Genomic DNA, 25587 nt, shown 5'->3' with positions numbered 1-25587 from the left:
GCGGTCAGCACCAAGAAGAATGAGACCGAAGTCGCCTCAGGGACAGTTCAGAATCGCTTTGATTGTGAGGCTCGCAGAATGAATGGATGGATACGGAGTGCACTGACGCGTTATGTCAACTCGACCGGGCGGGGAAGCTCGACGTACAAGAAGTTGTGTAATCCAACGGGGCGAGAGTGGGGGAGCTATCTAACCCGTTGGGGTAAGTTTCATTCGGTAGGGGCCAACTTTCATATGAACCCAGGGTGCAACGTGACCGACCCTGCGCTGGTGCGCATCGGTAACAACGTCGGCCTGTCGGATTGCACACTGATCGGCCACGACGGCGTGGTGGCATTGATCGAGCTCTGCTACGGGAAACACCTCGATTCGGTCGGCTATATCGACATCAAGGACAACTGCTTCATCGGCCATGGCGCGATTGTGATGCCCCGCGTGACCATCGGGCCCGATGCGATCGTCGCTGCCGGTGCGGTCGTCACCAAGGACGTGCTGCCGGGCACCGTGGTGGGTGGCAACCCGGCCAAATTCATCTGCACCACCGAAGCACTGATCAAGAGGGTGGAGGAGCGCTGCGAAAGCTACCCGTGGATAGAACTGGTCAAACAGCGCAAAGGTGCCTTTGACCCGACCGTGGAGCCTGCCCTTGCCGCGCAACGACGGCAGTACTTCTTCGGGGACGGTAACAATGGATAGAAAACCCGTCGATGTGATGGTGGTCAATTTCAATACTGCGTCTTTGCTGCAGCCCATGTTCGATGCGCTGCGCCAGGCCGACAGCGAAAAGCTTGCCAGTTACCTGGTCGTCGACAATGCCTCGGTCGATGATTCTGTGGAACGCATGGCCAAGGTGTGCCCCGAGGCGCTGTTGCTGAGCAACAAGAAGAACGTCGGTTTCGGGCGCGCCAACAATCAACTGCTGGCGCACTTGAAGGGCAAGTACGCACTGCTGCTGAATACCGATGCCTTCGTGGCGGCCGATTCACTGGCCAAGACCCTCGAGTACATGGACAACCACCCCGAGTGCGGCGTGCTGGGCGTGCGCCTGGAGGGCCGCGATGGCGACCTGCAACCCAGTTGCCGCTACTTCCCGACACCCCTGAACGTGTTTGTCGGCCGTACCGGGCTTGGCCGTTTCTTCCCAGGCTTGAAAATGGTCGATGAGATGACCTGGGACCATGGCTCGGTACGTGAATGCGATTGGCTGCCCGGTTGTTTCTACCTGGTGCGTCGCGAAGTGCTGGACCAGGTAGGCCTGTTCGATCCGCGCTACTTCCTCTATTACGAGGAGGTTGACCATTGTAAGCGGGTCAAGGAAGCGGGCTGGAAGGTCGTCTTCTATCCCCATACCACGGTGGTGCATATCGGCGGCGAAAGCTCCAAGTCGGTCAGCGAACTGGAAGCGGCCAGCCGGCAGATTTCCAGCTACCAGATCGAAAGCGAACTGCTGTACTTCCGCAAGCACCACGGCGTTGCCGGGCTGGCGCTGCACATGCTGCTGGTGTGTGTGGGTGACCTGGTACTGGCACTCAAGGCACTGCTGAAGGGGCGAGGTCGCGAGGCGATCCGGGCGTGCTGGCGGCACTGCCAGACTACCTGGTCGCTGTTGTTCAAGACACGGTTCGCAAGCCAACCCACACGGTAGGTGACGTCATGTTCGAGAATATCCGCGCCGACTTGCGTGCACACGGTGGTGATTGGGGCGCCCAGGGGTTTTGGGTATTGCTGGTGTATCGCTTCGGGCGCTGGCGCTATAGCGTGCGCCCGGCACTGTTGCGCAAACTGTTCTCCATCCTCTACAAGATCCTGTTCAAGTTCGTGCAGATCATCACGGGTGTTGAATTGCCCTGCGAGGTCGTGATCGGCCGCAACTTCGTCATCGACCATTTCGGCGGTATCGTAATCAGCGGTTATGCCCGCTTTGGCGATGACTGCCGGATTCGCAACGGCGTGGTGGTGGGGCTGAAGAATGTCAGCGAGCCGATTGCGCCGGTGTTCGGCAATAACGTCGATATTGGCACAGGGGCCAAGGTGCTGGGCAACATCCGCATCGGCAACAACGTGGTCATCGGCGCCAATGCCGTGGTGCTGGTGGACGTGCCAGACAACGCGTTGGCGGTCGGCGTGCCTGCGACCATCAAACTGCGCAACCCCACCGAGGCGGCGCAGTGCACGGTCGAGTGAGGCCCATGGAGACAGGTATCGGCGTTGTAGTGATTGGACGCAACGAGGGCCTGCGCCTGGAGCGCTGCCTGCGTTCGTTGGCGCACGGTGCGGACCGGGTGGTGTACGTGGACTCAGGCTCCACCGACGGTTCCGTGCAGATGGCACAGGCCCAAGGGGTCGAAGTGCTGGCGCTCGACATGAGCCGGCCGTTTACCGCAGCTCGGGCCCGCAACGAGGGCTTCACCCGCCTGCAACGCCTGTTGCCGTCGATGCGCTACGTGCAGTTTGTCGACGGCGATTGCGAGGTGGATGCGGCCTGGCTGGGCAATGCCCAGGCCTTTCTTGATGCACGCCCAGACGTAGCGGTGGTGTGCGGGCGGCGCCGTGAGCGGTTCCCGCAACGCTCGGTGTACAACCTGCTGTGTGACCTGGAGTGGGACACGCCCATCGGGGAAGCCAAGGCCTGTGGGGGGGATGCGTTGATGCGCGTCGATGCCTTCACGCAAGTGAGCGGCTTTCGCCCGGACCTGATCGCCGGCGAAGAGCCGGAGCTGTGCGTTCGCTTGCGCGCGAAGGGGTGGAAAATCTGGCGCCTGGCCGCTGAGATGACCTTGCACGACGCTGCCATGACGCGTTTCAGCCAGTGGTGGCGGCGCAGCTTGCGCGCCGGCCATGCCTATGCCGAGGGTGCCTTTTTGCATGGGCGAGCGCCAGAGCGCCATTGGTTGCGAGAGTCCCGCCGCGCTTGGCTCTGGGGCTTGGGCATCCCCTTGGCGATCGTGTTTGCCAGTGGCCTGCTGGGTGTGTGGGCGCTGCTGCTGTTGCTGATCTACCCGCTGCAAGCGGTGCGCCTGGCGCGTCGCGCTGGCAAGCCGACACGCGAGCGCTGGCTGCAGGCGGTGTTTTTGGTGCTCGGCAAATTCCCTGAAATGCTTGGGCAGGTAAAGTTCCTGATGAACAGGTTCTCTGCCGGCAAAGCCGTGCTGATCGAGTACAAATGAGATTCCTATGATTGCCAGATCGATAGTGAAAAGTGTGCTCACCCTGCAGCCCGGCTACTCGCTGCGGGCCTTGAACAACAAGGTCAAGCTGACGCGGCAGATCACCCGCGAGTGGCCCGCGCTGAAGGCCTTCATGCAGCGCATGTCGACGGCGCTGGGTGATGACCGGTTTGCAAGGCTTGGGGTCGATTGCATTGGCGTCGTGCAGTGGCCCTACATCAGCAAGGGCTGGGAGGCGCAGGAGCGGCTCGGTGTGGTGGCGTCGCATTTTGAGGTGGTTGCCCGGCAGTTTCCCACGTTGCTGCTGCTCGGTCGCGACGAGCGCCTGACCCTGTGCGACCTGTCGGCCTATTCGAAGGGCTGCGCCCTGGTGCTGGACCGGCCGATCTGGTTCAAGCGCGAAGGGGAGCTGGTGCTGAACCTGTTCCAAGGGGATTTGCGCGTGGCATCGCTGGCGTTCAGCCTGTGCCGCCAGCACGGTGAGCTGTGCTTGTTCATCGGCGCCGTGCAGGGCATTCACAAAGGCATCGACAGCGAAACTTCGCTGAACATCTACCGTGACCTGACCAAGGACTTCGAGGGCCTGCGCCCGCGCAGCTTCCTGCTGGAGGCCTTCAAGTGCATCGCCAGAACGCTGGGGGTGGTGCGCATCTACGCAGTTGGCGATGCGCACCGGCATCATCGCCATCCTTACTTTGGCGCTGACAAGGCACACGACCTGGCCGCCCATTACGATGCCATCTGGCTGGAAAACGGCGCCACGCCTTCGGAGCGCGACGACTTCTTCAGCCTGCCGCTGGCCGCTGCCAAACGCGCCGCAGACGACATCGCGCCCAAGAAACGTGCGATGTACCGCCGGCGGCATGCCTTGCTGGATGAGGTATTCGCGCGCGTTGAAGCGGCTTTATCAGGCAGCGAGCCCGTCCATGGGCTACAAGGGATGAAGGGGGATGTGCTTGAACGTGCATCGGCAGGGAGCCCGCCGCCGGCGATCGACAGCCTGAAGTAACGGGTTGCAGTTGGTAAGGCTCATTACGCAGGCATTGATCTGGATTTATATGCGCATTGCTTACTTCATCAATCAGTACCCGAAAGTCAGCCATAGCTTCATTCGACGCGAAATTCTGGCGTTGGAGCGCCAGGGCATGGAGATCCAGCGCATTGCCTTGCGGGGTTGGGATGCCGAACTGCAGGATGACGAGGACATCGCCGAGCGGGGCAAGACCCGCTACGTGTTGCAGCACGGCCTGAAGGGGTTGTTGGCGCCCACGCTGCAGGTGCTGCGTGCCGAGCCACGACGCTTTTTCGCCACCCTGTGGTTGGCCCTGCGCCTGGGCCAGCGGGCGGATCGCGCCTGGCCCTATCACCTGGTGTACCTGGCCGAGGCCTGTCAGGTACTGCTCTGGTTACAGGCCTTTGGCGCGAAGCATGTTCATGCGCATTTTGGCACCAACTCCACCGAGGTGGTGATGCTGGCCCATGCCCTTGGCGGGCCTGCCTACAGCTTTACCGTGCACGGGCCGGAAGAATTCGACAAACCACAGTTTCTGCACGTGGGCGAAAAAGTCCGGCGCGCCGCGTTTGTGGCGGCGGTCAGCTCGTATGGGCGCAGCCAGTTGTTCCGTTGGGTGGCGCACGAACACTGGGAGAAGGTGAAGGTCGTGCATTGCGGCCTGGAGCGCGACTTCCACGCGGTTGCCGCCGTTGCCGCACCGTCGGCGCCACGCCTGGTGTGCGTCGGGCGCCTGTGCGAGCAGAAGGGCCAACTGTTGCTGATCGAGGCGGCCCACCTGCTGGCCACCCAAGCCATTGCATTCGAGCTGGTGTTGGCGGGTGATGGCGAAATGCGCGAGCAGATCGAGGCCTTGGTCACTCGGTATGGTCTGCAGGCGCAGGTACGCATCACCGGCTGGATCAGCAGCGCCCAGGTGCGGGAGGAAATCCTCGCTGCCCGTGCGTTGGTGCTGCCGAGTTTCGCCGAAGGCCTGCCGGTGGTGATCATGGAGGCCATGGCATTGCGCCGGCCGGTGCTGACCACCTACGTGGCCGGCATCCCGGAGTTGGTGCGCCAGGGCGAAAACGGCTGGTTGTTCCCCGCCGGCACGGTAGAGGAGTTGGCTGAGGCAATGGCCGACTGCCTGTCGCAACCGGCCGACGTGTTGCAGCGCATGGGTGAAGCCGCTTACCAGCGGGTGCTGCAACGCCACGATATCGACACCGAGGCCGCCAAGCTGGCCCGCTACTTCAAGGCATCCGCATGATCAGCATCGTGGCGTGGTTATTGAGCCTGGTGGCGTTTTGCATCTTCGTGCCCGCGCTGGTGCTGTTTGCGCAGGTACTGCTGGCGTGCCTGCCGGTGCGATCACGACCTGGGGCGGATGGCAGGCGCCCGCGCGTGGCGGTGCTGGTGCCCGCGCACAACGAGGCCTTGATCATTCGGTCGACCCTGGCCAGTGTCGGCCCGCAAATGCTGGCGCATGACCGCTTGCTGGTGGTGGCGGACAACTGCACCGACGACACCGCGCAGTTGGCACGCAGCGCGGGCGCTGAGGTGGTGGAGCGCGACAGCGACCTGTTGCGCGGCAAGGGGTATGCGCTGGATTTCGGTGTACGGCATCTGGCGCAGCGTCCACCCGAGGTGGTCATTATCGTTGACGCCGATTGCCAGGTGGGCGAGGGCGCCATTGACCTGCTGGCACGCCGTTGCCTCGAAGCTTCACGGCCGGTGCAGGCGCTGTACCTGATGCGCGCGCCCGCCGGCGCGGGCCTGAAGGTGCAAATCGCGGAATTTGCCTGGCGGGTCAAAAACCTCGTTCGCCCGCGTGGTTGGGCACGCCTGGGCTTGCCCTGCCAGCTGATGGGCGCGGGTATGGCCTTCAGTTGGCGCGACCTGGTTGCGGTCGACCTGGCCAATGGGCACCTCGTCGAAGACTTGAAGCTTGGCCTGGACTTTTGCCGAATCGGCAAACCGCCGCTGTTTTGCCCGGATGCGCAGGTCACCAGCCAGTTTCCGCTTAGCCAGGAAGGCTTGAGCAGCCAGCGCACCCGCTGGGAGCATGGCCACCTGGGGGTGATCCTGGCCGAGGTGCCCAAGCTGCTGGTGAGCGCGGTCACTCGGCGTAACGCGCCCTTGCTGGCCATGACCCTGGACCTGCTGGTGCCGCCATTGGCGTTGCTGGTCATGGCCCTGGTAGGGGTTGCATGTGTTGCCTGGCTGGCCGCGCTGCTGTTCGGTATCACTGCACCTGCATGGGTCGCCACGGGTGCCCTGGTCATGCTGGGTGTTGCAGTTCTGCTGGCGTGGGGCCGGTTTTCTCGTGAATTGATCCCCTTTTCGGTCTTGCTTTACGCCCCGTTCTACGCCGCGAGGAAGATACCCCTGTACCTGGGGTTCTTGATCAAGCGACAGGTGGAGTGGGTGCGCTCGAAACGGGATGACAGCTAATGGGCGAATGGCAAAGCAGCTGGAAAGCGATTATCGGCAAACTTCAGACCGTGAGTGACCCTGCACACGAGCAGCGCTTGCTCGAGGCCCTGTGCCAACCTGAGGCGCCCACGGTGCTGGGTTTCGTTAACGCCCACGCCATGAACCTGGTCGCGAGCAATGCCAATTACTGCCAATCGCTGGCCTCGGCCGATGTGCTGCTGCGCGATGGTGCCGGCATGTCAATCCTGTATCGCCGCCTGGGGCTGGCTCCTGGGCTGAACATGAATGGCACGGATTTCATCCCCAAGCTGCTGGCGGCCTTCAAGGGGCGGCGGGTGGCATTCTGGGGCACTCAGGAGCCGTTCTTGAGCCGGGCCGTAGCGTGCAGTGAGGCGCGGTTTGGCGTGTTGCCGGTGTCGGTTCACGACGGGTTTGCTGAAATGGCCACCTACCTGGAGCTTGCGCGGGTAACGCAGCCAGAGCTGATCGTGCTGGGCATGGGGATGCCCAAGCAAGAGGCGGTTGCTGCCCGCCTGGCTGCCAGTGGGGGACCGTGCCTGATCGTGTGTGGCGGGGCGATTCTGGATTTTCTCGGCGGCAAGGTCAGCCGGGCACCGCAATGGCTACGGCGATTGGGCGGGGAGTGGGTCTACCGCTTGCTGAGGGAGCCCAGGCGCTTGTTCATGCGCTACGTGGTGGGCAACCCGCTGTTCCTGTTACGCACCCTGTTGTGCACCAAGGCAATGACGCTCGAGGCCCGAAACACCCCAAGGCGCATCTGATGATTCTGCCACCTGAATCGTCTGAAACGGCCAAAAGCCAGGGCAGGGGTGATTCTGCCCGCTGCGTGGGCGGGCGACTGCTACAGTAATAGCAAGCGCCCAGGGGGGCGGCGAAGACCATTCAGTGTACAGGATTATATTTTAAAGGCTGGTATTGATTGACTGAATAAGCTGCCGGGCATTTGCTACGCGCTAATTAATGAGGTCTGAAATGGTTCTCGAACCCAGAAGCAGTCGTTCCTTACTTCAACGAAGAAGCAGCGTAAGTAACGCCATTCAAGCCGGCCTTGATGGGATTGCAGTCACCGGTGTCGCCTGGTACTTGATCTACGATCAGTTTGGTCACATTACTTCGGATTATGTGATCATGCTGCTCTTGTTGATTGGGGCGCTGGCCGTTATTTATGATCATTATGCGATCTATCGGACCAACGTTGGCTTGTCCATCAAGGCGTTCAGGTTATTCAAGGCCTGGTCAGCAACGTTTTGTTTTCTGGTGGTCATGGCGTTTTTGACCAAACAGAGCGAAACCTATTCGCGGTTGTTGGTGGTGCAGTTGTTTGTCATTGGTTATGTCGTGCAGTTGTTTTTGCATTTTGCAGTGCGTGAACTGCAAAAACGGTTTACCGCGCACGCCCGGCTGGACAACGCACTGATTATTGGCGCCGGCGACCTGGCCAACTTCCTGCACCAGAAGATCAGCAACAACCCGTGGTTCGGTGAGCGTGTGCTGGGGTGTGTGCTGATAGACGATGTGGCTGAACAGGGCGCGCCTGATGCAAAGCAACGCCTGCCTGTGCTGGGCCACGTCGCTGACCTTGACGAGATCGTTGCCAAACATGCCATTCGCACGGTGTACTTGGTGACGCCATTAGGCGGCTCGGCGGTCATTAACGAAGTGTATTTGAAGTTGCTCGACAAGTGCATTGCAGTGAACTGGGTGCCGGATATCTTCTCGCTGCGTTTGATCAACCACAGCGTCCGCGAAATTGCCGGTATCCCGGTATTGACGTTGTCAGAAACGCCGTTGACCGGCATGAGCCTGTTCCTTAAAAACCTCGAAGACCGAGTACTCGCCGCACTGATATTGCTGTGTGCATCGCCGGTGCTGTTGGCAGTGGCCATTGCAATCAAACTAGACAGTCGCGGCCCGGTATTCTTCAGGCAAGAACGCATGGGCTGGACCGGTGAATCGTTCCGCATCTGGAAGTTCCGCAGCATGCATGTTCACCAACCGGAAAACGGTGTGGTCAAACAGGCCCAGAAGAACGACCCGCGGCTGACCCGCGTTGGGGCTTTTATTCGCAAGACCAGCCTGGATGAACTGCCGCAGTTGTTTAATGTATTGACCGGCGAAATGTCGTTAGTGGGGCCGCGCCCGCATGCGCTTCAGCACGACACGCTGTATTCGCAGGATATTGTCGACTACTTCGCGCGACACAACATCAAGCCTGGCATGACAGGCCTGGCACAGGTCAGGGGGTTCCGGGGTGAAACCAAGGACATCGAGCAGATGATCCAACGGGTCGACTCGGACATCGAGTACATCAACAACTGGTCCTTGTGGCTCGATTTCGTCATTTTGGTGCGCACGCTGAATGCTTTTACCGGCAAGCAGGCCTATTAGCCGGGGCCGACCAGCGGCCCCGTGGCAGGCACTCAACCCAGCGGGTGCAATTCCCTGAACCCGCGGGCCTCTTCCACCAGCCAGTCATGCACCGCGCGGGCACCGGGCTGGGTCAGCCCGCCCGGCGGGTAATGCACCACGTAGCGTTTGTGGTTGGCGATCGCCACGCCGAACGGCACGATCAGCGCCCCCCGTTCCAGTTCATCGTTGAGCAAGGTCCGCCGCGCGATTGCCACGCCAACCCCGGCAATCGCCGCTTCGATGGTCAAGTGGTTACGGTTGAAGGTGTGGCCCCTGCGCACGTCCAGGCCGCCTGCGCCGATGCCTTCCAGGTAGAACTCCCATTCAGCGTACTCCGAGGCCCCTCGCCAGGCGGTGATGTCGTGCAGCAGCGGGTAATGCGCCAGGTCAGCCGGCCCGTGCAGCGGCGGGCGACCGCGCAGCAGGGTGGGGGAACACACGGGAAAGATCTGCTCGTCCAGCAATGGCGTCGACAACATGCCAGGGTAACTGCCGTCGTTCAGGTCGATGGCCAGGTCGAAGTCGCCCGGGTGCAAAGCTTGCGCACTGTCTTCGGCCACCAGCCGCAACTCGATGTCCGGATACCGCTGTTGAAAGCGCGGCAGGCGCGGCGTCAACCATTTGGCCAGGAAGGAGGGGATCGAGCGCAGGCGCAGGGTGCCGCGGATCTCGCCGGCGTCCAGGCGCAGCAGCTCGGCCTCGATGCTGCCATAGGCCTCTGAAACCGTTTGCGCCAGGCGTTGGCCTTCAGCGCTCAGCTCAACCCCACGGGCGCGGCGCAGGAACACGCGATAGCCCAGCCGTTCTTCCAGCTGGCGCATTTGCTGGCTGACGGCGCCAGGGGTGATGTGCAGTTCTTCGGCGCAGCGGGTAAATGACAAATGCCGGGCCGCACAGGAGAACACATGCAACCAGACGAACATTTGGCCATTGAGTTGTCGTCGCATCGTTTAGTACCACTAAAGGCTTGCTTAGGAAGTTTCGTTGGTCATCCACGCGGGAGCAGGTCAGTATCGCTCAAGTTCGCAGTAGTGTTCAATTTCCCCAGAGAACCGCGCATTGGCGATTCTGCCCAACGCGGTCAGGCATTAGTATGGCTATCAGTGTTTTCGACCTCTTCAAAATCGGCATCGGCCCTTCCAGCTCTCACACCGTAGGCCCGATGCGTGCAGCGGCAACCTTTGCCCAGGCCCTGCGTGAGCGTGGCTTGCTGGCCCAGGTCAGCAGCGTCGAAGTGCGTCTGTATGGCTCGCTTTCGGCCACGGGGGTCGGCCACGCCACCGATCGTGCCTGCTTGCTTGGCCTGATGGGGCAGTGGCCCGACCGGATCGACCCGGCCACGATCGAGCCACGCATCGGCCAGGTGATGCAGGAGCAATGCCTGATGCTCGATGGCAGCCATCCCCTGGCGTTCAATTACACCCGCGACATGCTGCTGCTTGAGCAAAGCCTGCCGTACCACCCGAACGCCATGAGCCTGGAAGCACTGGACGGGCAGGGCAGCCTGTTCAGCCAAACCTACTATTCGGTGGGCGGTGGTTTCATCGTCGAGCAGCAAGAAATCGATGCCCCCCAAGGCGAGGCGAATGCGGTCGAACAGCCGTATCCGTTTGCCAGTGCGGCTGAGCTGTTGGCGCTGTGCAAGGCGCACGGAATGGGCGTGGCGCAGCTGATGATGGCCAACGAATGCGTCTGGCGCCCGGAAGCCGAGGTGCGCGAAGGCTTGATGCGCATCTGGGCGGCGATGCGTGAATGCGTCGACAATGGCCTGCGCAATGAGGGCATCCTGCCGGGCGGGCTCAAGGTCAAGCGCCGGGCTGCACGTTTGCACCGCAGCCTGCAGGAGTTGGGCAAACCAAACGTGATCGGCTCGACCCTGAGCGCCATGGAATGGGTCAACTTGTTTGCCCTGGCGGTCAACGAAGAAAACGCCGCCGGCGGGCGCATGGTGACAGCGCCCACCAACGGTGCGGCGGGGATCATCCCGGCCGTGCTGCACTACTACATGAAGTTCAACCCGGATGCCTGCGACGACGATGTGGTGAGGTTCCTGCTGGCGGCGGCCGCAGTCGGCATCCTGTGCAAGACCAACGCGTCGATCTCCGGTGCTGAAGTGGGTTGCCAGGGTGAAGTGGGCTCGGCGTGCTCGATGGCAGCCGCTGGCCTGGCCGAAGTGCTCGGTGCTACGCCGCCGCAACTGGAAAATGCCGCGGAAATCGCCCTGGAGCACAACCTGGGGCTGACCTGCGACCCGGTGGGTGGCCTGGTGCAGGTGCCGTGCATCGAGCGTAATGCGATTGCCGCGGTCAAGGCGATTAACGCCGTGCAAATGGCCCTGCGCGGTGATGGCGAGCATTTCATCTCGCTCGATCAGGTTATCCGCACCCTGCGCGACACCGGTGCGGACATGCATTCCAACTACAAAGAAACCTCGCGCGGCGGCCTGGCCGTCGCCTTTGTCGAGTGCTGATTCGCAGCCCGAGGTTTATTCAGGGGCATTGACACGCTACCCGGTAGGAGCAGCCTTGTGCTGCGAAGAGGCCAGTGGCAGCAGCGAAGATTGATGAGGTGTTCACTGGCCTCTTCGCAGCACAAGGCTGCTCCTACACGGTCAACGGCTCTTCTGTTTCAGTGTCAGGAAGCTCGCGCGCATGTCTTTGGCCCAGCCGTCGAGCACCGGTTTGACGTCATTGAGGGTGAGTTTCTGGGTGTCGTTCTCCAGCTCCTTACCCGCGCCCTTGCGCACCACCTGAGCGAGCACTTTCTGACTGGCACCGTCCAGGAAGGCCGCCTCTACGCCAACATCTACTTCCTGGTCACGGCCGCCCATGGCGGTATTGACCCCCGCCGAGATCAGCGCAATAGGGATGACCTCATAAGGCTTTAGGCCTTCGTTGCTGGTAGACACCGCGGTGATCGCCGGGCGTACCACGATGGTGCCTGGGCCGGGAGCCTTGGCCAGGGTCAGCACGCTGCCCAATTCACGTCGCATGGCCTCGTTGAAGTAACGGGTAATCTCCTGCAGCGTCTGCGCCGAAATAACCGCTGTCGGTTGCGGCTTGGGGTAGAACTGGCTGGGCTCGATGAACACCTGGCTGTATTGATTGACGTTGACCTTGGGGTCGATCCAGCGCATCACCGGCGCGCCGGATGGGCTTTCAGCGGGCTGCAAGCGGCTGTAGTCCTTCAGGAAACCGGAGTAGTCACTGGGGTCCACGCGGTTGCTGGAGCAGGCGGATACGGCAAGCAAGGCTGCGCACAACAAGGTGATGCGGGGCATTGATTTCATGATCGTGATGCATCCATGAGAGGTCGGCCAGAACAACGCTAGCAGGTGCAGGGCAGTTGGCCAGTGGGCAGTGTATTTCTTGGCGGTGTAGGCGGTAGGCTGCGATGGGTACGGCGGTGGATTTTTAGCGCCTTTGAGTCGAGCGCTACCCCAGCACCTCGCGCAACCGGTACCACAACATCCCCAACGCCAGCAGCGGTGAGCGCAATGCCTTGCCGCCCGGGAAGGTCAGGTGGGGTACCGCACTGAACACGTCCAGCCCTTGGCTGTGGCCCACGGAAATACCCTCGGCCAGCAGCTTGGCTGTCCAGTGGGTCACGTTCAGCCCGTGCCCCGAATAGCCTTGGGCGTAGTAAACGTTAGGGTGCTGGTGCAGCCGCCCGACCTGCGGGAAGCGGTTGGCCGTGATGCCGATCATGCCGCCCCATTGGTAGTCGATGCGTACTTCGGCCAACTGCGGGAACACCTTGAGCACTTTCGGCCGCATGTACGCGGCGATGTCCTTGGGGTCGCGCCCGGAATAGTGGCAGGCACCGCCGAACAGCAAACGACGGTCGGCAGTGAGGCGGTAGTAGTCCAGGCCGACCTTCTGGTCGCAAAGCGCCATGTTTTGGGGGATCAGGCTATTGGCGAGCGCCTCAGGCAGTGGCTGGGTGGCCACCACGTAACTGCCGGCCGGCAGCACCTTGCCGCTCAGGCGCGGCTCCAGTTCATCGAGGTGCGCGTTGCAGCCAAGCACCAGGCTCTGTGCCCTGACCTTGCCGTGGGCGGTATGCAGGGTCACGGTGGGGCCGTGCTCGATGCGCAGCACCGGGCTCTGCTCGAAAATGCGCACGCCAAGGGCAGCGGCCGCACGTGCTTCGCCTTGTACCAGGTCCAGTGGGTGCAGATGGCCCGAGCCCATGTCGACCAGGCCACCGGCGTACTGGTCGCTGGCAACGATCTGGTGCATGTGCTCGGGGCTGACCAGGCGGGTTTCGTGGCGATAACCCAGCGCGGCCAGGTCCTCCTGTTCTGCCTTGAAGGCGGCAAACTGGGCGGGGGTGTTGGCCAGTTCGCAGAAGCCCCACCGCAGGTCGCAGGCAATGCCGTATTGCTCGATGCGCCTGGCCACCAACGCCACCGAATCGATGCCGGCCTGTTGCAGGTAGCGCACGCCGTCCTGGCCGACATAGCGCGCAAAACCACTGACGTCATGGCCGATACCGCGGATCAGTTGGCCGCCATTGCGCCCACTGGCACCCCAGCCGATGCGCCTGGCTTCCAGCACGATCACCGAAAGGCCGCGCTCGGCAAGCTCCAGTGCGGTATTGACCCCGGTCAGGCCACCGCCGACCACGCACACATCGGCGCTCAGTTCGCCGTCCAGGCTGGGGTAGGGCGCCGCGTCGCGTGCCGTGGCAGCGTAGTACGAAGCAGTGTGCAGGGTATCGAAAGGCATGGTGCGTTCTCGGCTCAACGGTTGGACTTGATCTTGCTCCAGGAGCGGGTCATCACGCGCATGATCTTGGGGCTTGGCGTGCTGGAGATGTACAGCTTGTCCAGCACTTGCTGGGGTGGATAGACCTCGGGGTTGTTCACCAGAGACGCATCCATGTAGGCCTGGGCGTCGGGGTTGGCGTTGGCATAGCCGACCGTGGCACTGACTTTAGCGATTACTTGAGGCTCAAGCAGGTAGTTGATGAACGCCAGTGCCTGGTCCGGGTTGCTGGCGTCCTTCGGGATGGCCAGCAGGTCGAACCACAGGTTGCTGCCTTCCTTGGGAATGCTGTAGGCAACCTTGACGCCGTTCTTGGCTTCCACTGCGCGGTTGGCAGCCTGGAACACGTCGCCGGAGTAGCCGAAGGCCACGCAGACATCGCCGTTGGCCAGGTCCGAGACATATTTGGAAGAATGGAAGTAGGTGATGTAGGGCCGCAGTTCGAGCAGGCGGGCTTCAGCCTTGGCATAGTCTTCGGGCTTTTCGCTGCGTGGGTCCATGCCCAGGTAGTTGAGAATGGCCGGGAACAGCTCGTCGGGCGAGTCCATGAAGGCCACGCCACACTGCTTGAGTTTTTTCAGGTTCTCGGGCTCGAACAGCACCGCCCAGGAGTCGATGTGGTCCACGCCCAGCGCGGCCTTGACCTTGTCGACGTTGTAGCCGATGCCATTGGTGCCCCACAGGTAGGGCACCGCGTACTGGTTGCCGGGGTCGTTCTGCTCAAGCTGTTTGAGCAGTTTAGGGTCCAGGTGCTTCCAGTTGGGTAGCTTGCTGCGGTCCAGCGGCAAAAACGCACCGGCCTGGGCCTGGCGGGCGAGGAAGTGGTTCGAGGGCACGACCACATCGTAGCCAGTGCGGCCGGCCAGCAGCTTGCCCTCCAGGGTTTCGTTGGAATCGAACACGTCATAGACCACCTTGATCCCACTGCTGGCCTGGAAGTCGGCCAGTGTCGTGGCACCGATGTAGTCGGTCCAGTTGTACACGCTGACGGTCGGAGCGGCCTGGGCAGCTGCGCCGAACAGTAAGGTGAATGCAGCGGGAACCAGGGATTGCAGATGACGCATGTCGACACCTCGTTGGTCTTGTTCTTGGGTTCGGTGTATTGGGGGCTGCGTTGCAGCCCTTTCGCGACGCAAGGCCGCCCCACAGGAAAGCGTGGCCTTGCGTCATCGCACGGGCAGTGCCCTTGGGTTTAAACGCTGAGCATCAGGAATTCACGTTCCCAGGAACTGATCACCCGTTTGTAGTTCTCGTGCTCGGCACGCTTGACCGCTACATAGCCTTGGACGAACTGCTTGCCCAGGTACTGCTGCACCGTTTCGCAGTCTTCCATGTGCTGCAGGGCATCTTCGATGGTGATGGGCAGGCGCAGGTTGCGTCGCTCATAAGCCCGGCCCTGCACCGGCGCACTCGGGTTGATCTTCTCGACCATGCCCAGGTAGCCACACAGCAGGCTGGCAGCAATGGCCAGGTAAGGGTTGGCATCGGCGCCCGGCAGGCGGTTTTCCACGCGCATTGCGTCGGGGCTGGAGGTCGGCACACGCAGGCCGGCGGTGCGGTTTTCTTCACCCCACTCGACGTTGACCGGTGCCGACGTGTCCGGCAAGAAGCGGCGGAACGAGTTGACGTTAGGTGCGAACATCGGCAGCAGCTTGGGGATGTACTTCTGCAGCCCGCCGATGTGGTGCAGGAACAGCTCGCTCATGCTGCCGTCTTCATTGGCGAACACCGGCTTGCCGGTCGCGATGTCGACCACGCTCTGGTGCAGGTGCATGGCACTGCCAGGTTCGTCAGTGATCGGCTTGGCCATGAAGGTGGCCGCCACGTTGTGCTTGAGCGCGGCTTCACGCATGGTGCGCTTGAACACGGTGATCTGGTCGGCCAGGTCCAGGGCGTCGCCGTGGCGGAAGTTGATCTCCATCTGCGCCGGGCCGTCTTCATGGATCAGGGTGTCCAGGTCAAGGCCCTGCAGTTCGCACCAGTCATAGACGTCTTCGAACAGCGGGTCGAATTCGTTGGCGGCATCGATCGAAAACGACTGGCGACCGCTTTCTGCGCGGCCCGAGCGCCCCAGGGGTACCTGCAGCGGCAGGTCTGGGTCTTCGCAACGCTTGGTCAGGTAGAACTCCATCTCCGGTGCGACAATCGGCTGCCAGCCTTTGTCGGCGTACAGCTTCAGCACCTTCTTCAACACGTTGCGCGGCGACAGCTCGATCGGGTTGCCTTGCTTGTCGAAGGTGTCGTGAATCACGATCGCGGTCGGCTCGATTGCCCAGGGGATCTGGTACACCGCAGTCGGGTCAGGGCGGCAGACCATGTCGATGTCGGCGGCATCGAGCAGGCTGTAGTAGATGTCGTCGTCAACGTAGTCGCCAGTGACCGTTTGCAACAGCACGCTCTCGGGCAGACGCATGCCACGTTCGTGCAGGAATTTGGCGGTCGGTGCGATCTTGCCGCGGGCGATGCCGGTCAGGTCGCTGATCACGCATTCGACTTCGGTGATCCGGTGTTCTTTCAGCCACGTGGACAGCTGATCGAAGGGGGCGTTCATACAGACCTCTTGGTTGGGTTTTTGTGTGCGCGGCGGGAGCGGGTGGCTTCCCAGGTGACGCGCTGGAGACTATCTTGGTCGCAGCCCCCTGGGGCGATCTATCCACTTTCTACGCTAATCAATGCACCAAAAGAGTGCATACAGGACAATGCGTGACAACGCTCAACGCCTTGCAGGTTCAGGCTTTCCACACCACCGACGTCACCGAGCAGGTGCGTGCCACCCCTGGCTGGCAACAGCAATACCGGCAAATGTCGCCCGGGCATTTCAGCGGCGAACTGCGTTGCCTGGGGCTCGATGGCGTGGAGGTTTATGAAGAGCGGCTCAATACCCGTGTCGAGCAGTTCTTTCGCCCCCCCAGTGGATCGCTGGCGTTCTGTTTCGACCGCAGCGAAAACAGCCTGTACCTGCTCAACGAGCAGAGCCGCAATATCTGGATCACCCCGGAGAACTACGAAGAGGTGGCCGTGGTGTTCGACCAGGCGTTTCTGGCCCGTCATGGCCTGGATACGCAGCGCCTGGAAGGCTTGTTCATGGTGCCATTGGGCAGTGGCCAGAACGCCTTGTTCGGCAGTTGGCTGAGCGCCACCCTGACTCGTCTGGGCAACGCCGATTGCCCGCTGCAGGGGCAGGCGCTGGCGGAGCAGTTGCTGGAAGACTGCCTGTTCATCCTCGACAGTGCCTGCCAGCGGCTGGACAGCGGTGCGCTGGGCAGGCGCAGTGAAGAGCGCTCGATCATGCGCCGGGTCAGTGAATGGGCGGCGGACTGCCCCGAAGAAACCCTCAACCTAGTGGCACTGGCTGACGTGGCCGGAGTTTCGCTGCGCCAGTTGCAGCAGGCGTTCAAGGCCTTTACCGGTATGCCGCCGGGGACCTGGCTGCGGTTACGCCGGCTAAACGGGGCGCGACGGGACCTGTTGCGCGGTGGCGAGGTAACGGTAGCGGAAGTCGCCATGCGCTGGTCGTTCTGGCACCTAGGGCGGTTTTCCGAGAGTTACCGGCAGCTGTTCAAGGAGTTGCCGAGCGAGACCCTGAAGCGGCGCAGGGGCTGAGGGCCGGCAGCCGGCACATTGAACCCAGCACCCCCCACGGAAAGTTGCTATCGTGCCGACCTGTTTCCACCCGAGGTCCCGATGTTCTACCTGCCATTGCCCAGCGACCAAGCCGACCGCCTTGCCAGCGAACCCACCGCCAGCGACTTTTTCCCGACTGCCAGTTTGCTGGAGGCCGCAGCGGTGCTGTTCGTGCAAAACCTGCCACGCCAGCCCGCCACTGCAACGGCCGACGCGCAGGAGCGGCGTTTTGCCGAAATCGTGCGCATCGCCATCGAGGTCGAAACGGCCGCGCCTGGGCGCTTTCAAGGCCAGGTGGCGCAGCACTTCGACCGCGAGGCATTCGCCATGGGCCTTGGCATGCTGGGTGAGAATGGCATCGGTTTGCTGTCCGCCGAGGTCCAATACGACGTCGAGGACCTGCACGATGACCAAGGCCAGTGGAGCTTCCAATTTGCCGATACCTACCGCCAACAGGTCACGCCGCTGCATCCCGTCTATCTGCCATCGCTGGCCAGCGACCTGCTGCTGAGCGATCAACAAAACCGCCTGCTGCGCGAGTTTCTGTCAGGTGTTGACGAGTCGGTGGCGGTGCAAGGCTTTGCCGGCACCGGCAAGACGTTCCTGATTCACCAGTTCGCCCGTTTGCTCGACCCCCAGCGCACGCTGCTGCTGGCCTTGACCGAGGGCCAGCTGCGCGCGTTGCAGGCACGCGTCAAGGACGCCCAAGCCTACACCGCACTGACCTTCGGCCAACTGGCAGACGAGCTTCTCAACCGAGACCTCACCAGCAACGGTTGGCGCTTGCGTGATCCGTACCGCACTAAATTGTCCTGGCGCCCGCAGGAGGCGCAGGTGGTGAAGTGGCTGAATATCCCCGATATCGGCCCGCTCGCGGCCCGCGACGTGGTTGCCTTGTGCATCAAGGCCGTGCGCAGTTTCTGCCGCAGCGGCGATGCAGAGGTCCAGCTTCACCATTTGCCCTGGGCCGGGCCGGGCACCTCGCCACTGGACCAGGAAGTGCTGCTGGAAAAGGCCCGGCTGTACTGGCAGGAGCTGATTCGCCCCTCAGCGCGGGAGATTCAACTGCCGGTGCGTGATTACCACCGGGTCAAACTGCTGTCGCTGACCGCTGACATGATCGACAGTCGGTACACCCACGTCATCGTCGACGAGGCCCACGAGCTGTCGGCACCGATGCTCGCCGTGCTGGACCGCAGCCCGCAGTCGATCATCACCCTGGGCGACGAGCTGCAGAACCTCAATGGCCTGAGCCCGCACCACGGTGGCTTCATCCGCCAGCGTTACATCGACCATTCGCTGCGCGCCGGGCCCGCCATGGATAACGTCCTCAACCCGCTGATCCAGGCGCATCCGGCCAAGATCCAGGCGGCATTCAGCGGCAGTGCCGAGCACTACACCCGGGTCAGTTTCTTCGACACGGTCACGGTGCCAGAGCAGCCCACGGCACTGATTGTCGATGACGAGTGGGGCCTGTTTGGCTGGTTCCAGCGCCTTACGCACCAAGGGGTGCCGTTCGTGTTGTTGAAGAGTGCGCGCAAGGATTTCGAGCTGTTCGTCGAAGATTGCATCGAGCTGTACCGCTACGGCACCCGGCCGCGTCACCCCATGCTGTTCCGCTACGCCAGTTGGCAGGCGCTGGAGCAGGACAAGGGCGACGACAAAGCCTTCGTGGCGGTCGCCAACATGCTGCGCAAGGGCTATACGCCAGAGCATTTCGCCAAGGCCAAGAGTCGTTATCGCTGGGACAAGGCGCCCAAGCTGTTCCTGGGGCGGGTGCGGGACGTGAAGAACATGGAATTCGCCCGGGTGATGGTGTCACCGGAGCTGATGGTCGCGCCCGTGGCGGCGGGCAATCGCAACGAACGGGCGCGGATGCTGGCGGGCCTGTATACCGCCTGTTCGCGGGCACGGCATGAACTGATCGTGCCGGGGGGGATGCTGGACTGGGTGAAGGACCAGGTCAGGGACTGAGGAAATCGGGGCCGCCAGGCGGCCCCGATTGTCCCGTCAGTTACGGTCCAGCCACACCGTTTGCGCGTTGGTGAATTCCCGCACACCAAAGTGCGACAATTCGCGGCCAAAACCACTCTTCTTCACGCCGCCAAAGGCGACGCGGGGGTCTGATGCGCAGTAGCCGTTGATGAACACGCCACCGGTATCCAGTGCTGCGGTCATGCGTTCAGCCAGCGCATAGTCGGCGGTGTAAATGGTCGACGCCAGGCCGAATTCGCTATCGTTGGCCAATGCCACGGCATGGTCGGCATCCCGCGCAGTGATGATCGCCGCCACTGGCCCGAACAGTTCCTGCTTGAACGCGGTCATTTCCGGGGTGACGTTGGCAAACACGGTCGGTGCGTAGAAGTTGCCCACGCCTTCGATCTTGTTGCCGCCCAGCAGCAAAGTAGCGCCTTCGGCGAGTGTCGCCTGAACCTGCCCATCGAGTTCATCGCGCAGGTCGTAGCGGGCCATCGGGCCGATGTAGGTGTCGTCTTCCAGCGGGTTGCCAACCTTCAGCTGGCGCGTTGCTTCAACAAATTTTTGGGTGAACGCTTCAACGATGCTTTCTTCGATGATCAGGCGTTTGGCCGCCGCGCAAACCTGGCCGGTGTTCTGGTAGCGACCGATGACGGCCGCCTTGACTGCGGCATCCAGGTCGGCATCGGCCAGTACGATGAACGGGTCCGAACCGCCCAGCTCCAGCACGCACTTCTTCAGCGCGGCGCCGGCTTGCGCACCGATCGCCATGCCAGCGCGCACGCTGCCGGTCAGGGTCACGGCGGCAATGCGAGGGTCGTTGATGGCGCGGGTGACACCGTCCGGCGTGACGTTCAGTACTTCAAAGACGCCTTCCGGCAGGCCGGCATCCTTGAACAGCTCGCCCAGCAAGTAGGCGCTGCCCATGACGTTCGGGGCGTGCTTGAGCACGTAGGTATTACCCGCCAGAATCGCCGGCACAGCACCGCGCAGCACTTGCCAGATCGGGAAGTTCCACGGCATCACGGCCAGGATCGGGCCCAGCGGGCGGTACTCGATGCGCGCTTTTTCGACCTGGGTCGGTTCCGCTGCCAGCATGGCAGGGCCGTGCTCGGCGTACCAACGGCACAACCCGACACACTTGCTCACTTCGCCCCGGGCCTGGGTGATCGGCTTGCCGATTTCACGGCTGATCATTTGCGCGAACGCTTCGGCCTTGGTTTCCAGCGTGTTGGCCAGGGCGAGCAACCACTCACTGCGCTGACCCAGCGACACCTGGCGCCATTGGCCATAGCCCACCTTGGCGCGTTGCAGCGCCGCTTCCAGTGCGGCGTCGGTATCGAACGGGTAGGCGCCAATCTGCTCGCCGCTGTGCGGGTCGAGGGAGATGGCGTGGGTCAGGCTGCTGATCGCGCTCATGGTGGAAACTCTCGCTGTTGTTGATCCGTGACGCCAGACTAGTGGTGTAGGGATTTAATGAAAACTGAATAATAATGAGCGAAACATTCACGTTTGGAGAATGACTGTGGACCTGGTGCAACTGGAAATCTTCAAGGCAGTGGCCGAGCAAGGCAGCATCAGTGCCGCCGCGCAGCATATCCATCGGGTGCCCTCGAACCTGACCACGCGTATCAAACAGCTGGAGGAAGACCTGGGCGTCGAGTTGTTCATCCGCGAGAAAAGCCGCCTGCGCCTGTCGCCAGCGGGCTGGAACTTTCTCGAATACACCCGGCGCATTCTCGACCTGGTGCACGAGGCGCGGCTAACGGTGGCCGGCGAAGACCCGCAGGGCACCTTTGCCTTAGGTTCGCTGGAAAGCACCGCAGCCGTGCGGATCCCGGCCTTGCTGGCGGCCTATAACCAGCGCTACCCCAAAGTCGACCTGGACCTCTCGACCGGGCCGTCGGGGACGATGCTCGAAGGGGTGCTGTCTGGGCGATTGGTCGCGGCCTTTGTCGATGGGCCGGTGTTGCACCCGACGCTGGAAGGCATGCCGGTGTTCGAGGAAGAGATGATGGTCATCTCGCCCCTCAACCATGCGCCGGTAACCCGCGCCCAAGACGTCAACGGCGAGAACATTTACGCATTTAGGGCCAACTGCTCGTACCGCCACCACTTCGAGAACTGGTTTGTGCAGGATCAGGCCGTGCCGGGCAAGATCCACGAGATGGAGTCGTATCACGGCATGCTGGCATGCGTAAGTGCTGGTGCCGGGTTGGCCATGATGCCGCGCAGCATGCTCGACAACATGCCGGGGTGCAGCACGGTGAGCGCCTGGCCGATGTCGGAGGATTTCCGGTATTTGAAGACCTGGTTGGTGTGGCGGCGGGGGGCGGTTTCGCGCAGTTTGAGTATGTTTGTGAAGTTGTTGGAAGAGCGGCAGGGGAGTTTAGGTATGGCTGTAGATACCGTATAGAGCAACCTTCGAGAGCAGGGGCGTAGCTACCGGCGCTTGCCACGACCCGAAGGCTCATATACTCATGTTTGTTATTGATTTCGTCGGGAGGAATTTTGTGTGGAATCAATTGGCTCCAATATTTTTCATGGCTGCGGGTGGATATAATGTATTCGACGCATTCGGATGTATCTGATTTGATTTTGGGTCCAAGCCCCTCAAGTATTAAGTGCATTAAATTAAATAGTCTTGACCTATATAATTTGTCATATGTTTGAAAGTTGCTCAGCTCGTCATCTGTCATTGAGGTAAGTGGGTAGTATAAGTAGTGGATGTGGTTTGTATTAATGGTTTTCATTTTGGTTTTGGAGTCGATTAGGTAGGCTTAGATGCTTGTGCTTTTAATTTTGCACGACCATTAAAATCTGTAAGGCCCTGGCATGTTGTGATCGATTTAGGGTGTGATGCTGTTTCAGCTTGCAGTTTAGGTAGCGCGATTTTAAAGCGCCCAAGCCTCGCGCTTTATTAGGTTTAATGGTTTGCGAGACTTGGTATTTTGGGGTTGTTGGAATTATTGCGTATTGTTAAGATTTGCTTGTGTTTTTTAGTTTGGCTCTAGCTTTCTGGGATAATGATTAGGTCCGTAACAAGAATCCAAGGACTATTTGGTGCTTCATTGTGGCAGCTGAGTCCAAGTTCAGGAATGCTTGTTGAAAACTCGACTAAAACTCGAGTGCCCAGCTTATGTTTGGGAAGGCCGGCTTCGCCTTCTTGAGCGATCACAGTTCCAGTTTGCCCAATAAGCTTCCAGTAGTTTTCGGAGGCTCGTGTCGGTTTTTCCGAAGTGCTTGTGCCGGAGAAAGTGCATAGCTTTACTTTTTCCCCATTTTCTATCTTCATTTCTGTCCTTGCTTTTGTTCTGCTAGTCCACAAGCCCTATAAAATCCGCTCCAATGTAACTTCCCCATATACATCCGTAAGCTCCATGGGGGTGCCCAGCTGATCGCACTGGTACCACGCAAATGCATCAACCGATTTTGGTACAGGCTTGTACTGCCACACGGGATCCCGATCAATGCTGTAAAGGTCCCCATAGCTGGGCTGTGGTGGAAGCTCAAGCGTTGTGTCCCTGACAGCTTGAACTACCTAAATGAACGTCCCAGGCTCGAATACGTAGTGGGTGGTACTGCCATCCCGTTCCTCATCGTGACGACGTTCTCGGCGCCGCGTTTTTTAAAGTGCTGATCAGGGTCATCATAGGTGTGATGATTCGAGGTACCAGTTGGCTGGGTCGAGCGCCTTGAGGAAATGATTGTGGCTGCGGATGTCCGTTCGACTCTCGACCTGATGTAAATGTCGTAGTGGGTTTTAAAAGAACAATGTGTTAGTTTGCGTAATTTTTAGGTTTTCGCTGTCATTTGCTAGTTATTTATCAAGTTTTTCGCTAAATAGTAAGTCGCCATGGTCATTCTCCGCGAGAATCCATGTTAGCTCTTTGTTGACTATGTAGTATTCGAAGTATCTGCAGTCTTCAAGTATATTTGGCACCTTTTCTAGCGGTGCGCTAAAAATTAATTTGCTCTCGTTGTCTTCGTCGACTATGAGCCAGATATCCTTCGTGTTGGCTGGGGCTAGTTCACTTAAGTGCAGGTGTCCAGAGTTATCATCAAAAACCTGAATTATTGGTGTTTTTGAAAATGATAACCACCAGGCTCTGGGGTTGCCTTTGACGAATGTTGATTTAATTTTCGATAATATTGTATCTTTATTTTCTGGCTCTTTGCATGGCAGATGTTGCTTGCTAAAGGCTAGAGATAGCTCGTCCACTAATGATAAATTATTCGTATTCATTTCTTCCTCACTTTTTATCAGGGCGATGGGGGTGCTGAGGGCCAGAGTATGTAATGTTCCCTCTATCACCACATCCACATTTATTTCGTTTTTCTGCCGTTTTCCTGCCGTTTGCCAGGCAATATGGGGCTTGTCATGGCCGCTCTTTGGGTCCATGTCTGTATGGGGAGCGTCATATGCAATCTTACTCCCGCCTGCTCCTTTGAACTCTACTGCAGTGCCAGTTTTATTGGACTGCAGTTTGATCAGGCCTCAATCGTAAGTTGGAAATGGCGGCAACAGACATACTGCCGGGATGTCTGTTGTTCGCCTATTCCACTTTGACCGGTTGACTCAGCGATGGACGCTGCCGTGTGACGCGCTGGCGATCAGGCTTGCGCCGCACGCGGTCTTCATGCCGTCGAGTGCGACGGGGATGCCATTGACGCGGTAGGTGTCACTGCCTTCGATGATTGGGAACTCGCCTTTGCATAGAGGGCAGAAGACCATGTTGCCTTTGCCTGCCATGGGTTTGCCGTTGAGGTTGGTGTACGCTATTGAGTTGATAACTGTACCACCATGGTTTGTGGAATCGCCAAGTCGTACTATTGCTGTCATTTTCTTACCTCTACTGATAAATATTTTTATCGGTTAGTGCCCCTGCGTTGGCCATGTTTATGGTCTCTGAAAAAGATAATTTTAGGTGGTTGATTTTGGAAGTGTCGATATCGCCTAGGTCAAATGTGCAAATTGTTGGCGGGGTGGTTGTGTAGTCTAGTGCTATGCATGTAGAACCTCCATCCGTACCTATTCCGATGTGTTTTGATCCCAGGTATTTAGCTATCTGGTACTCCTGGTTAAGCTTGTTTATGGCACCTGTCGGCCAAAGATCAATATAGATGTTCTTAAACTTGCAGTTGCCTCCGTTTGACCATTGTAGAAAAGACCTTAGGTCGGCAGGTAGCCTTTGATGGATGGATGCTTCAAGGCTATCAATGTCCAGGGTTGGGGCGCCTAATTGTTTTTGCCACTTTGAAGTAATTGCCTTGATTGTTTTACTAATGTCCATGCTATTCACCATAAAAATATCTGTACGCCTGTTTGATTGCTTTGCGCTTGCAGTGTTCGCTGACTCCAGCTGCTCCTAAATCCCTGTAGGCGTTGTTGAACTCATCTGTTAAAGATGTTCCCCATCGCGGCTGGCCTGCCGATAGCCGTTCATCCCTTCTTGCATTTTGTCTGGTGGTTACCGTGGCGTGTTGAGGTGATGCAGTCAGGAGTATAGATGGTGCGGTCTGTTTACCTCCATTGGCATAGCCAGGGATGTTCTCTGTCGCCCAAGCATTTTGAATGATGTGGTGTGACTGCTTCCCTCCCGGCCTTGGGGAAGGTTGGCTGCCGTGGCCCGTTACCTCGCAGGGGTCGCACCGGCATTTTCTAAGTCCTAAGGGGTCTATCCACGATACTGGATTGGGAGTGTACTGGTATAGATTGATAGATCCAGAGAATCCGATGGGGTCTTTTCCAATGAATCTAGTGGAGCGAGGGTCGTAGTATCGATGCCTGTTGTAGTGTAGTTCGGTTTCTGCGTCGTAATATTGTCCTTGGAAGCGTAGTGTGTGTTGAAATTTTGTTTTCGATATTCTTTTTTGGATGACTGCTTTATCACTTTGTCCCCAGGCTTTATAGGTACCCCTCCATATAAGCTTCCCATCTGCGTCCGTAAGTTCCATGGGGGTGCCCAACTGATCACACTGATACCAAGCTAAAGCCTCAATCGGCGTTGCTGTCGGCGTATGCAGCCAGACCGGGTCCCGGTCGATGCTGTAATGATCGCCATAGCCGGGCTGTGGCAGAAGCTCCAGCGTTGTGTCGCTGACAGCCTGAGCTACCGGAATGAACGTCCCCGGCTCGAACACGTAGTGAGTTGTACTCCCACCCCGTTCCTCTCGATCACGACACTCAGTG

24 protein-coding genes are annotated in these 25587 nt (G+C 59.9%); 13 read left to right on the top strand and 11 right to left on the bottom strand.

The window, feature by feature from the left end; all coding sequences use genetic code 11:
• The first annotated feature begins 78 nt into the window (after positions 1 to 78).
• From GIB19_RS24230 to GIB19_RS24190, 9 genes are all read left to right on the top strand, one after another.
• Entirely contained in the window at positions 79 to 696 is a 618-nt protein-coding gene (locus GIB19_RS24230) for an acyltransferase (protein WP_099429446.1), read from the top strand.
• The gene (locus GIB19_RS24225) at positions 689 to 1645 is read left to right on the top strand and encodes a glycosyltransferase family 2 protein (RefSeq protein WP_274888318.1); all 957 of its coding nucleotides are present in this window, start codon (positions 689 to 691) and stop codon (positions 1643 to 1645) included. Before GIB19_RS24230 ends, GIB19_RS24225 begins: the two co-directional genes overlap by 8 nt.
• Before the next feature lie 8 nt (positions 1646 to 1653).
• On the top strand, positions 1654 to 2184 hold the full coding sequence (locus GIB19_RS24220) for a serine O-acetyltransferase (protein WP_027596772.1): 531 nt from the start codon (positions 1654 to 1656) through the stop codon (positions 2182 to 2184).
• Between the two features lie 5 nt (positions 2185 to 2189).
• Complete coding sequence (locus GIB19_RS24215; RefSeq protein ID WP_274888317.1) at positions 2190 to 3167, top strand: glycosyltransferase family 2 protein; 978 nt, start codon at positions 2190 to 2192, stop codon at positions 3165 to 3167.
• Between the two features lie 7 nt (positions 3168 to 3174).
• Positions 3175 to 4176 (top strand): VirK/YbjX family protein, encoded by a 1002-nt coding sequence (locus GIB19_RS24210; protein ID WP_099429444.1) that lies wholly within the window; start codon positions 3175 to 3177, stop codon positions 4174 to 4176.
• Positions 4177 to 4225: 49 nt separating this feature from the next.
• On the top strand, positions 4226 to 5428 hold the full coding sequence (locus GIB19_RS24205) for a glycosyltransferase (protein ID WP_099429443.1): 1203 nt from the start codon (positions 4226 to 4228) through the stop codon (positions 5426 to 5428).
• Positions 5425 to 6612 carry a glycosyltransferase family 2 protein gene (locus GIB19_RS24200; protein WP_099429442.1) on the top strand — a complete coding sequence of 396 codons (1188 nt, stop codon included), beginning with the start codon at positions 5425 to 5427 and terminating at the stop codon, positions 6610 to 6612. The genes GIB19_RS24205 and GIB19_RS24200 overlap by 4 nt, the downstream gene beginning before the upstream one ends.
• A complete protein-coding gene (locus tag GIB19_RS24195) occupies positions 6612 to 7376 on the top strand; it encodes a WecB/TagA/CpsF family glycosyltransferase (protein ID WP_099429441.1) in 765 nt (254 codons plus the stop codon). The genes GIB19_RS24200 and GIB19_RS24195 overlap by 1 nt, the downstream gene beginning before the upstream one ends.
• A 211-nt stretch (positions 7377 to 7587) precedes the next feature.
• Positions 7588 to 9003, top strand: coding sequence for an undecaprenyl-phosphate glucose phosphotransferase (locus GIB19_RS24190; RefSeq protein WP_085273370.1), 1416 nt, complete (start codon positions 7588 to 7590; stop codon positions 9001 to 9003).
• A 32-nt stretch (positions 9004 to 9035) separates the two neighbouring features.
• Here the strand turns inward: GIB19_RS24190 and GIB19_RS24185 are convergent, their stop codons facing one another.
• Positions 9036 to 9971, bottom strand: coding sequence for a LysR substrate-binding domain-containing protein (locus GIB19_RS24185; RefSeq protein WP_099429440.1), 936 nt, complete (start codon positions 9969 to 9971; stop codon positions 9036 to 9038).
• A gap of 146 nt (positions 9972 to 10117) precedes the next feature.
• Between GIB19_RS24185 and GIB19_RS24180 the strand changes: the two genes are divergently transcribed.
• Positions 10118 to 11494, top strand: coding sequence for an L-serine ammonia-lyase (locus GIB19_RS24180; protein WP_099429439.1), 1377 nt, complete (start codon positions 10118 to 10120; stop codon positions 11492 to 11494).
• Positions 11495 to 11635: 141 nt separating this feature from the next.
• Here GIB19_RS24180 and GIB19_RS24175 read toward each other — a convergent pair whose 3' ends face one another.
• The 4 genes from GIB19_RS24175 to GIB19_RS24160 all read right to left on the bottom strand — a co-directional run bounded on the left by GIB19_RS24175 (position 11636) and on the right by GIB19_RS24160 (position 16344).
• Positions 11636 to 12313 carry a DUF3313 domain-containing protein gene (locus GIB19_RS24175; RefSeq protein WP_274888315.1) on the bottom strand — a complete coding sequence of 226 codons (678 nt, stop codon included), beginning with the start codon at positions 12311 to 12313 and terminating at the stop codon, positions 11636 to 11638.
• 145 nt (positions 12314 to 12458) lie between these two features.
• A complete protein-coding gene (locus GIB19_RS24170; protein WP_274888314.1) occupies positions 12459 to 13754 on the bottom strand; it encodes an NAD(P)/FAD-dependent oxidoreductase in 1296 nt (431 codons plus the stop codon).
• 14 nt (positions 13755 to 13768) lie between these two features.
• The gene (locus GIB19_RS24165) at positions 13769 to 14857 is read right to left on the bottom strand and encodes a polyamine ABC transporter substrate-binding protein (protein WP_099429436.1); all 1089 of its coding nucleotides are present in this window, start codon (positions 14855 to 14857) and stop codon (positions 13769 to 13771) included.
• 128 nt (positions 14858 to 14985) lie between these two features.
• Positions 14986 to 16344: a glutamine synthetase family protein gene (locus tag GIB19_RS24160; protein ID WP_027596784.1), complete on the bottom strand. Its 1359-nt coding sequence runs from the start codon at positions 16342 to 16344 to the stop codon at positions 14986 to 14988.
• 152 nt (positions 16345 to 16496) lie between these two features.
• Here GIB19_RS24160 and GIB19_RS24155 point away from each other — a divergent pair, with 152 nt between their 5' ends.
• Both GIB19_RS24155 and GIB19_RS24150 read left to right on the top strand, forming a co-directional pair.
• The gene (locus GIB19_RS24155; RefSeq protein ID WP_099429435.1) at positions 16497 to 17396 is read left to right on the top strand and encodes a helix-turn-helix domain-containing protein; all 900 of its coding nucleotides are present in this window, start codon (positions 16497 to 16499) and stop codon (positions 17394 to 17396) included.
• Between the two features lie 81 nt (positions 17397 to 17477).
• Complete coding sequence (locus GIB19_RS24150; protein WP_099429434.1) at positions 17478 to 19391, top strand: AAA family ATPase; 1914 nt, start codon at positions 17478 to 17480, stop codon at positions 19389 to 19391.
• A gap of 36 nt (positions 19392 to 19427) precedes the next feature.
• On the opposite strand, the gene GIB19_RS24145 is transcribed toward GIB19_RS24150, so the two are convergent.
• Positions 19428 to 20813: an aldehyde dehydrogenase family protein gene (locus GIB19_RS24145; protein WP_027596787.1), complete on the bottom strand. Its 1386-nt coding sequence runs from the start codon at positions 20811 to 20813 to the stop codon at positions 19428 to 19430.
• 106 nt (positions 20814 to 20919) lie between these two features.
• Here GIB19_RS24145 and ptrR point away from each other — a divergent pair, with 106 nt between their 5' ends.
• Positions 20920 to 21810: a putrescine utilization regulator PtrR gene (gene ptrR, locus GIB19_RS24140; RefSeq protein WP_099430907.1), complete on the top strand. Its 891-nt coding sequence runs from the start codon at positions 20920 to 20922 to the stop codon at positions 21808 to 21810.
• A gap of 594 nt (positions 21811 to 22404) precedes the next feature.
• On the opposite strand, the gene GIB19_RS24135 is transcribed toward ptrR, so the two are convergent.
• The 5 genes from GIB19_RS24135 to GIB19_RS24110 all read right to left on the bottom strand — a co-directional run.
• A complete protein-coding gene (locus GIB19_RS24135) occupies positions 22405 to 22689 on the bottom strand; it encodes a hypothetical protein (RefSeq protein WP_157765556.1) in 285 nt (94 codons plus the stop codon).
• A gap of 525 nt (positions 22690 to 23214) precedes the next feature.
• On the bottom strand, positions 23215 to 23880 hold the full coding sequence (locus GIB19_RS24125; RefSeq protein WP_225876727.1) for a DUF6756 family protein: 666 nt from the start codon (positions 23878 to 23880) through the stop codon (positions 23215 to 23217).
• 93 nt (positions 23881 to 23973) lie between these two features.
• On the bottom strand, positions 23974 to 24237 hold the full coding sequence (locus GIB19_RS24120; RefSeq protein WP_099429433.1) for a PAAR domain-containing protein: 264 nt from the start codon (positions 24235 to 24237) through the stop codon (positions 23974 to 23976).
• A 10-nt stretch (positions 24238 to 24247) separates the two neighbouring features.
• Positions 24248 to 24688 (bottom strand): SMI1/KNR4 family protein, encoded by a 441-nt coding sequence (locus GIB19_RS24115; protein WP_274888312.1) that lies wholly within the window; start codon positions 24686 to 24688, stop codon positions 24248 to 24250.
• A 1-nt stretch (position 24689) separates the two neighbouring features.
• Positions 24690 to 25587: RHS repeat-associated core domain-containing protein (locus GIB19_RS24110; protein ID WP_274888311.1), on the bottom strand; the 898-nt coding region annotated here is incomplete at its 5' end.

The sequence above is a fragment of the Pseudomonas sp. ITEM 17296 genome (assembly GCF_028895205.1).
Classification (GTDB): Bacteria; Pseudomonadota; Gammaproteobacteria; order Pseudomonadales; family Pseudomonadaceae; genus Aquipseudomonas; species Aquipseudomonas kermanshahensis.
The sequence above is the reverse complement of the archived record's forward strand: the minus strand, read 5'-3'. Positions and strand labels throughout refer to the sequence as shown.

Excerpts from the sequence above, each read along its gene's own strand:
- GIB19_RS24145 (WP_027596787.1), bottom strand. The coding sequence starts at position 20,813 with ATGAGCGCGATCAGCAGCCTGACCCACGCCATCTCCCTCGACCCGCAC.
- GIB19_RS24195 (WP_099429441.1), top strand. The coding sequence starts at position 6,612 with ATGGGCGAATGGCAAAGCAGCTGGAAAGCGATTATCGGCAAACTTCAG.
- GIB19_RS24180 (WP_099429439.1), top strand. The coding sequence starts at position 10,118 with ATGGCTATCAGTGTTTTCGACCTCTTCAAAATCGGCATCGGCCCTTCC.
- GIB19_RS24175 (WP_274888315.1), bottom strand. The coding sequence starts at position 12,313 with ATGAAATCAATGCCCCGCATCACCTTGTTGTGCGCAGCCTTGCTTGCC.
- GIB19_RS24220 (WP_027596772.1), top strand. The coding sequence starts at position 1,654 with ATGTTCGAGAATATCCGCGCCGACTTGCGTGCACACGGTGGTGATTGG.
- GIB19_RS24215 (WP_274888317.1), top strand. The coding sequence starts at position 2,190 with ATGGAGACAGGTATCGGCGTTGTAGTGATTGGACGCAACGAGGGCCTG.
- GIB19_RS24210 (WP_099429444.1), top strand. The coding sequence starts at position 3,175 with ATGATTGCCAGATCGATAGTGAAAAGTGTGCTCACCCTGCAGCCCGGC.
- GIB19_RS24135 (WP_157765556.1), bottom strand. The coding sequence starts at position 22,689 with ATGAAGATAGAAAATGGGGAAAAAGTAAAGCTATGCACTTTCTCCGGC.
- GIB19_RS24150 (WP_099429434.1), top strand. The coding sequence starts at position 17,478 with ATGTTCTACCTGCCATTGCCCAGCGACCAAGCCGACCGCCTTGCCAGC.
- GIB19_RS24230 (WP_099429446.1), top strand. The coding sequence starts at position 79 with ATGAATGGATGGATACGGAGTGCACTGACGCGTTATGTCAACTCGACC.
- GIB19_RS24200 (WP_099429442.1), top strand. The coding sequence starts at position 5,425 with ATGATCAGCATCGTGGCGTGGTTATTGAGCCTGGTGGCGTTTTGCATC.
- GIB19_RS24115 (WP_274888312.1), bottom strand. The coding sequence starts at position 24,688 with ATGGACATTAGTAAAACAATCAAGGCAATTACTTCAAAGTGGCAAAAA.
- GIB19_RS24205 (WP_099429443.1), top strand. The coding sequence starts at position 4,226 with ATGCGCATTGCTTACTTCATCAATCAGTACCCGAAAGTCAGCCATAGC.
- GIB19_RS24225 (WP_274888318.1), top strand. The coding sequence starts at position 689 with ATGGATAGAAAACCCGTCGATGTGATGGTGGTCAATTTCAATACTGCG.
- GIB19_RS24185 (WP_099429440.1), bottom strand. The coding sequence starts at position 9,971 with ATGCGACGACAACTCAATGGCCAAATGTTCGTCTGGTTGCATGTGTTC.
- GIB19_RS24120 (WP_099429433.1), bottom strand. The coding sequence starts at position 24,237 with ATGACAGCAATAGTACGACTTGGCGATTCCACAAACCATGGTGGTACA.
- GIB19_RS24190 (WP_085273370.1), top strand. The coding sequence starts at position 7,588 with ATGGTTCTCGAACCCAGAAGCAGTCGTTCCTTACTTCAACGAAGAAGC.
- GIB19_RS24165 (WP_099429436.1), bottom strand. The coding sequence starts at position 14,857 with ATGCGTCATCTGCAATCCCTGGTTCCCGCTGCATTCACCTTACTGTTC.
- GIB19_RS24160 (WP_027596784.1), bottom strand. The coding sequence starts at position 16,344 with ATGAACGCCCCCTTCGATCAGCTGTCCACGTGGCTGAAAGAACACCGG.
- GIB19_RS24170 (WP_274888314.1), bottom strand. The coding sequence starts at position 13,754 with ATGCCTTTCGATACCCTGCACACTGCTTCGTACTACGCTGCCACGGCA.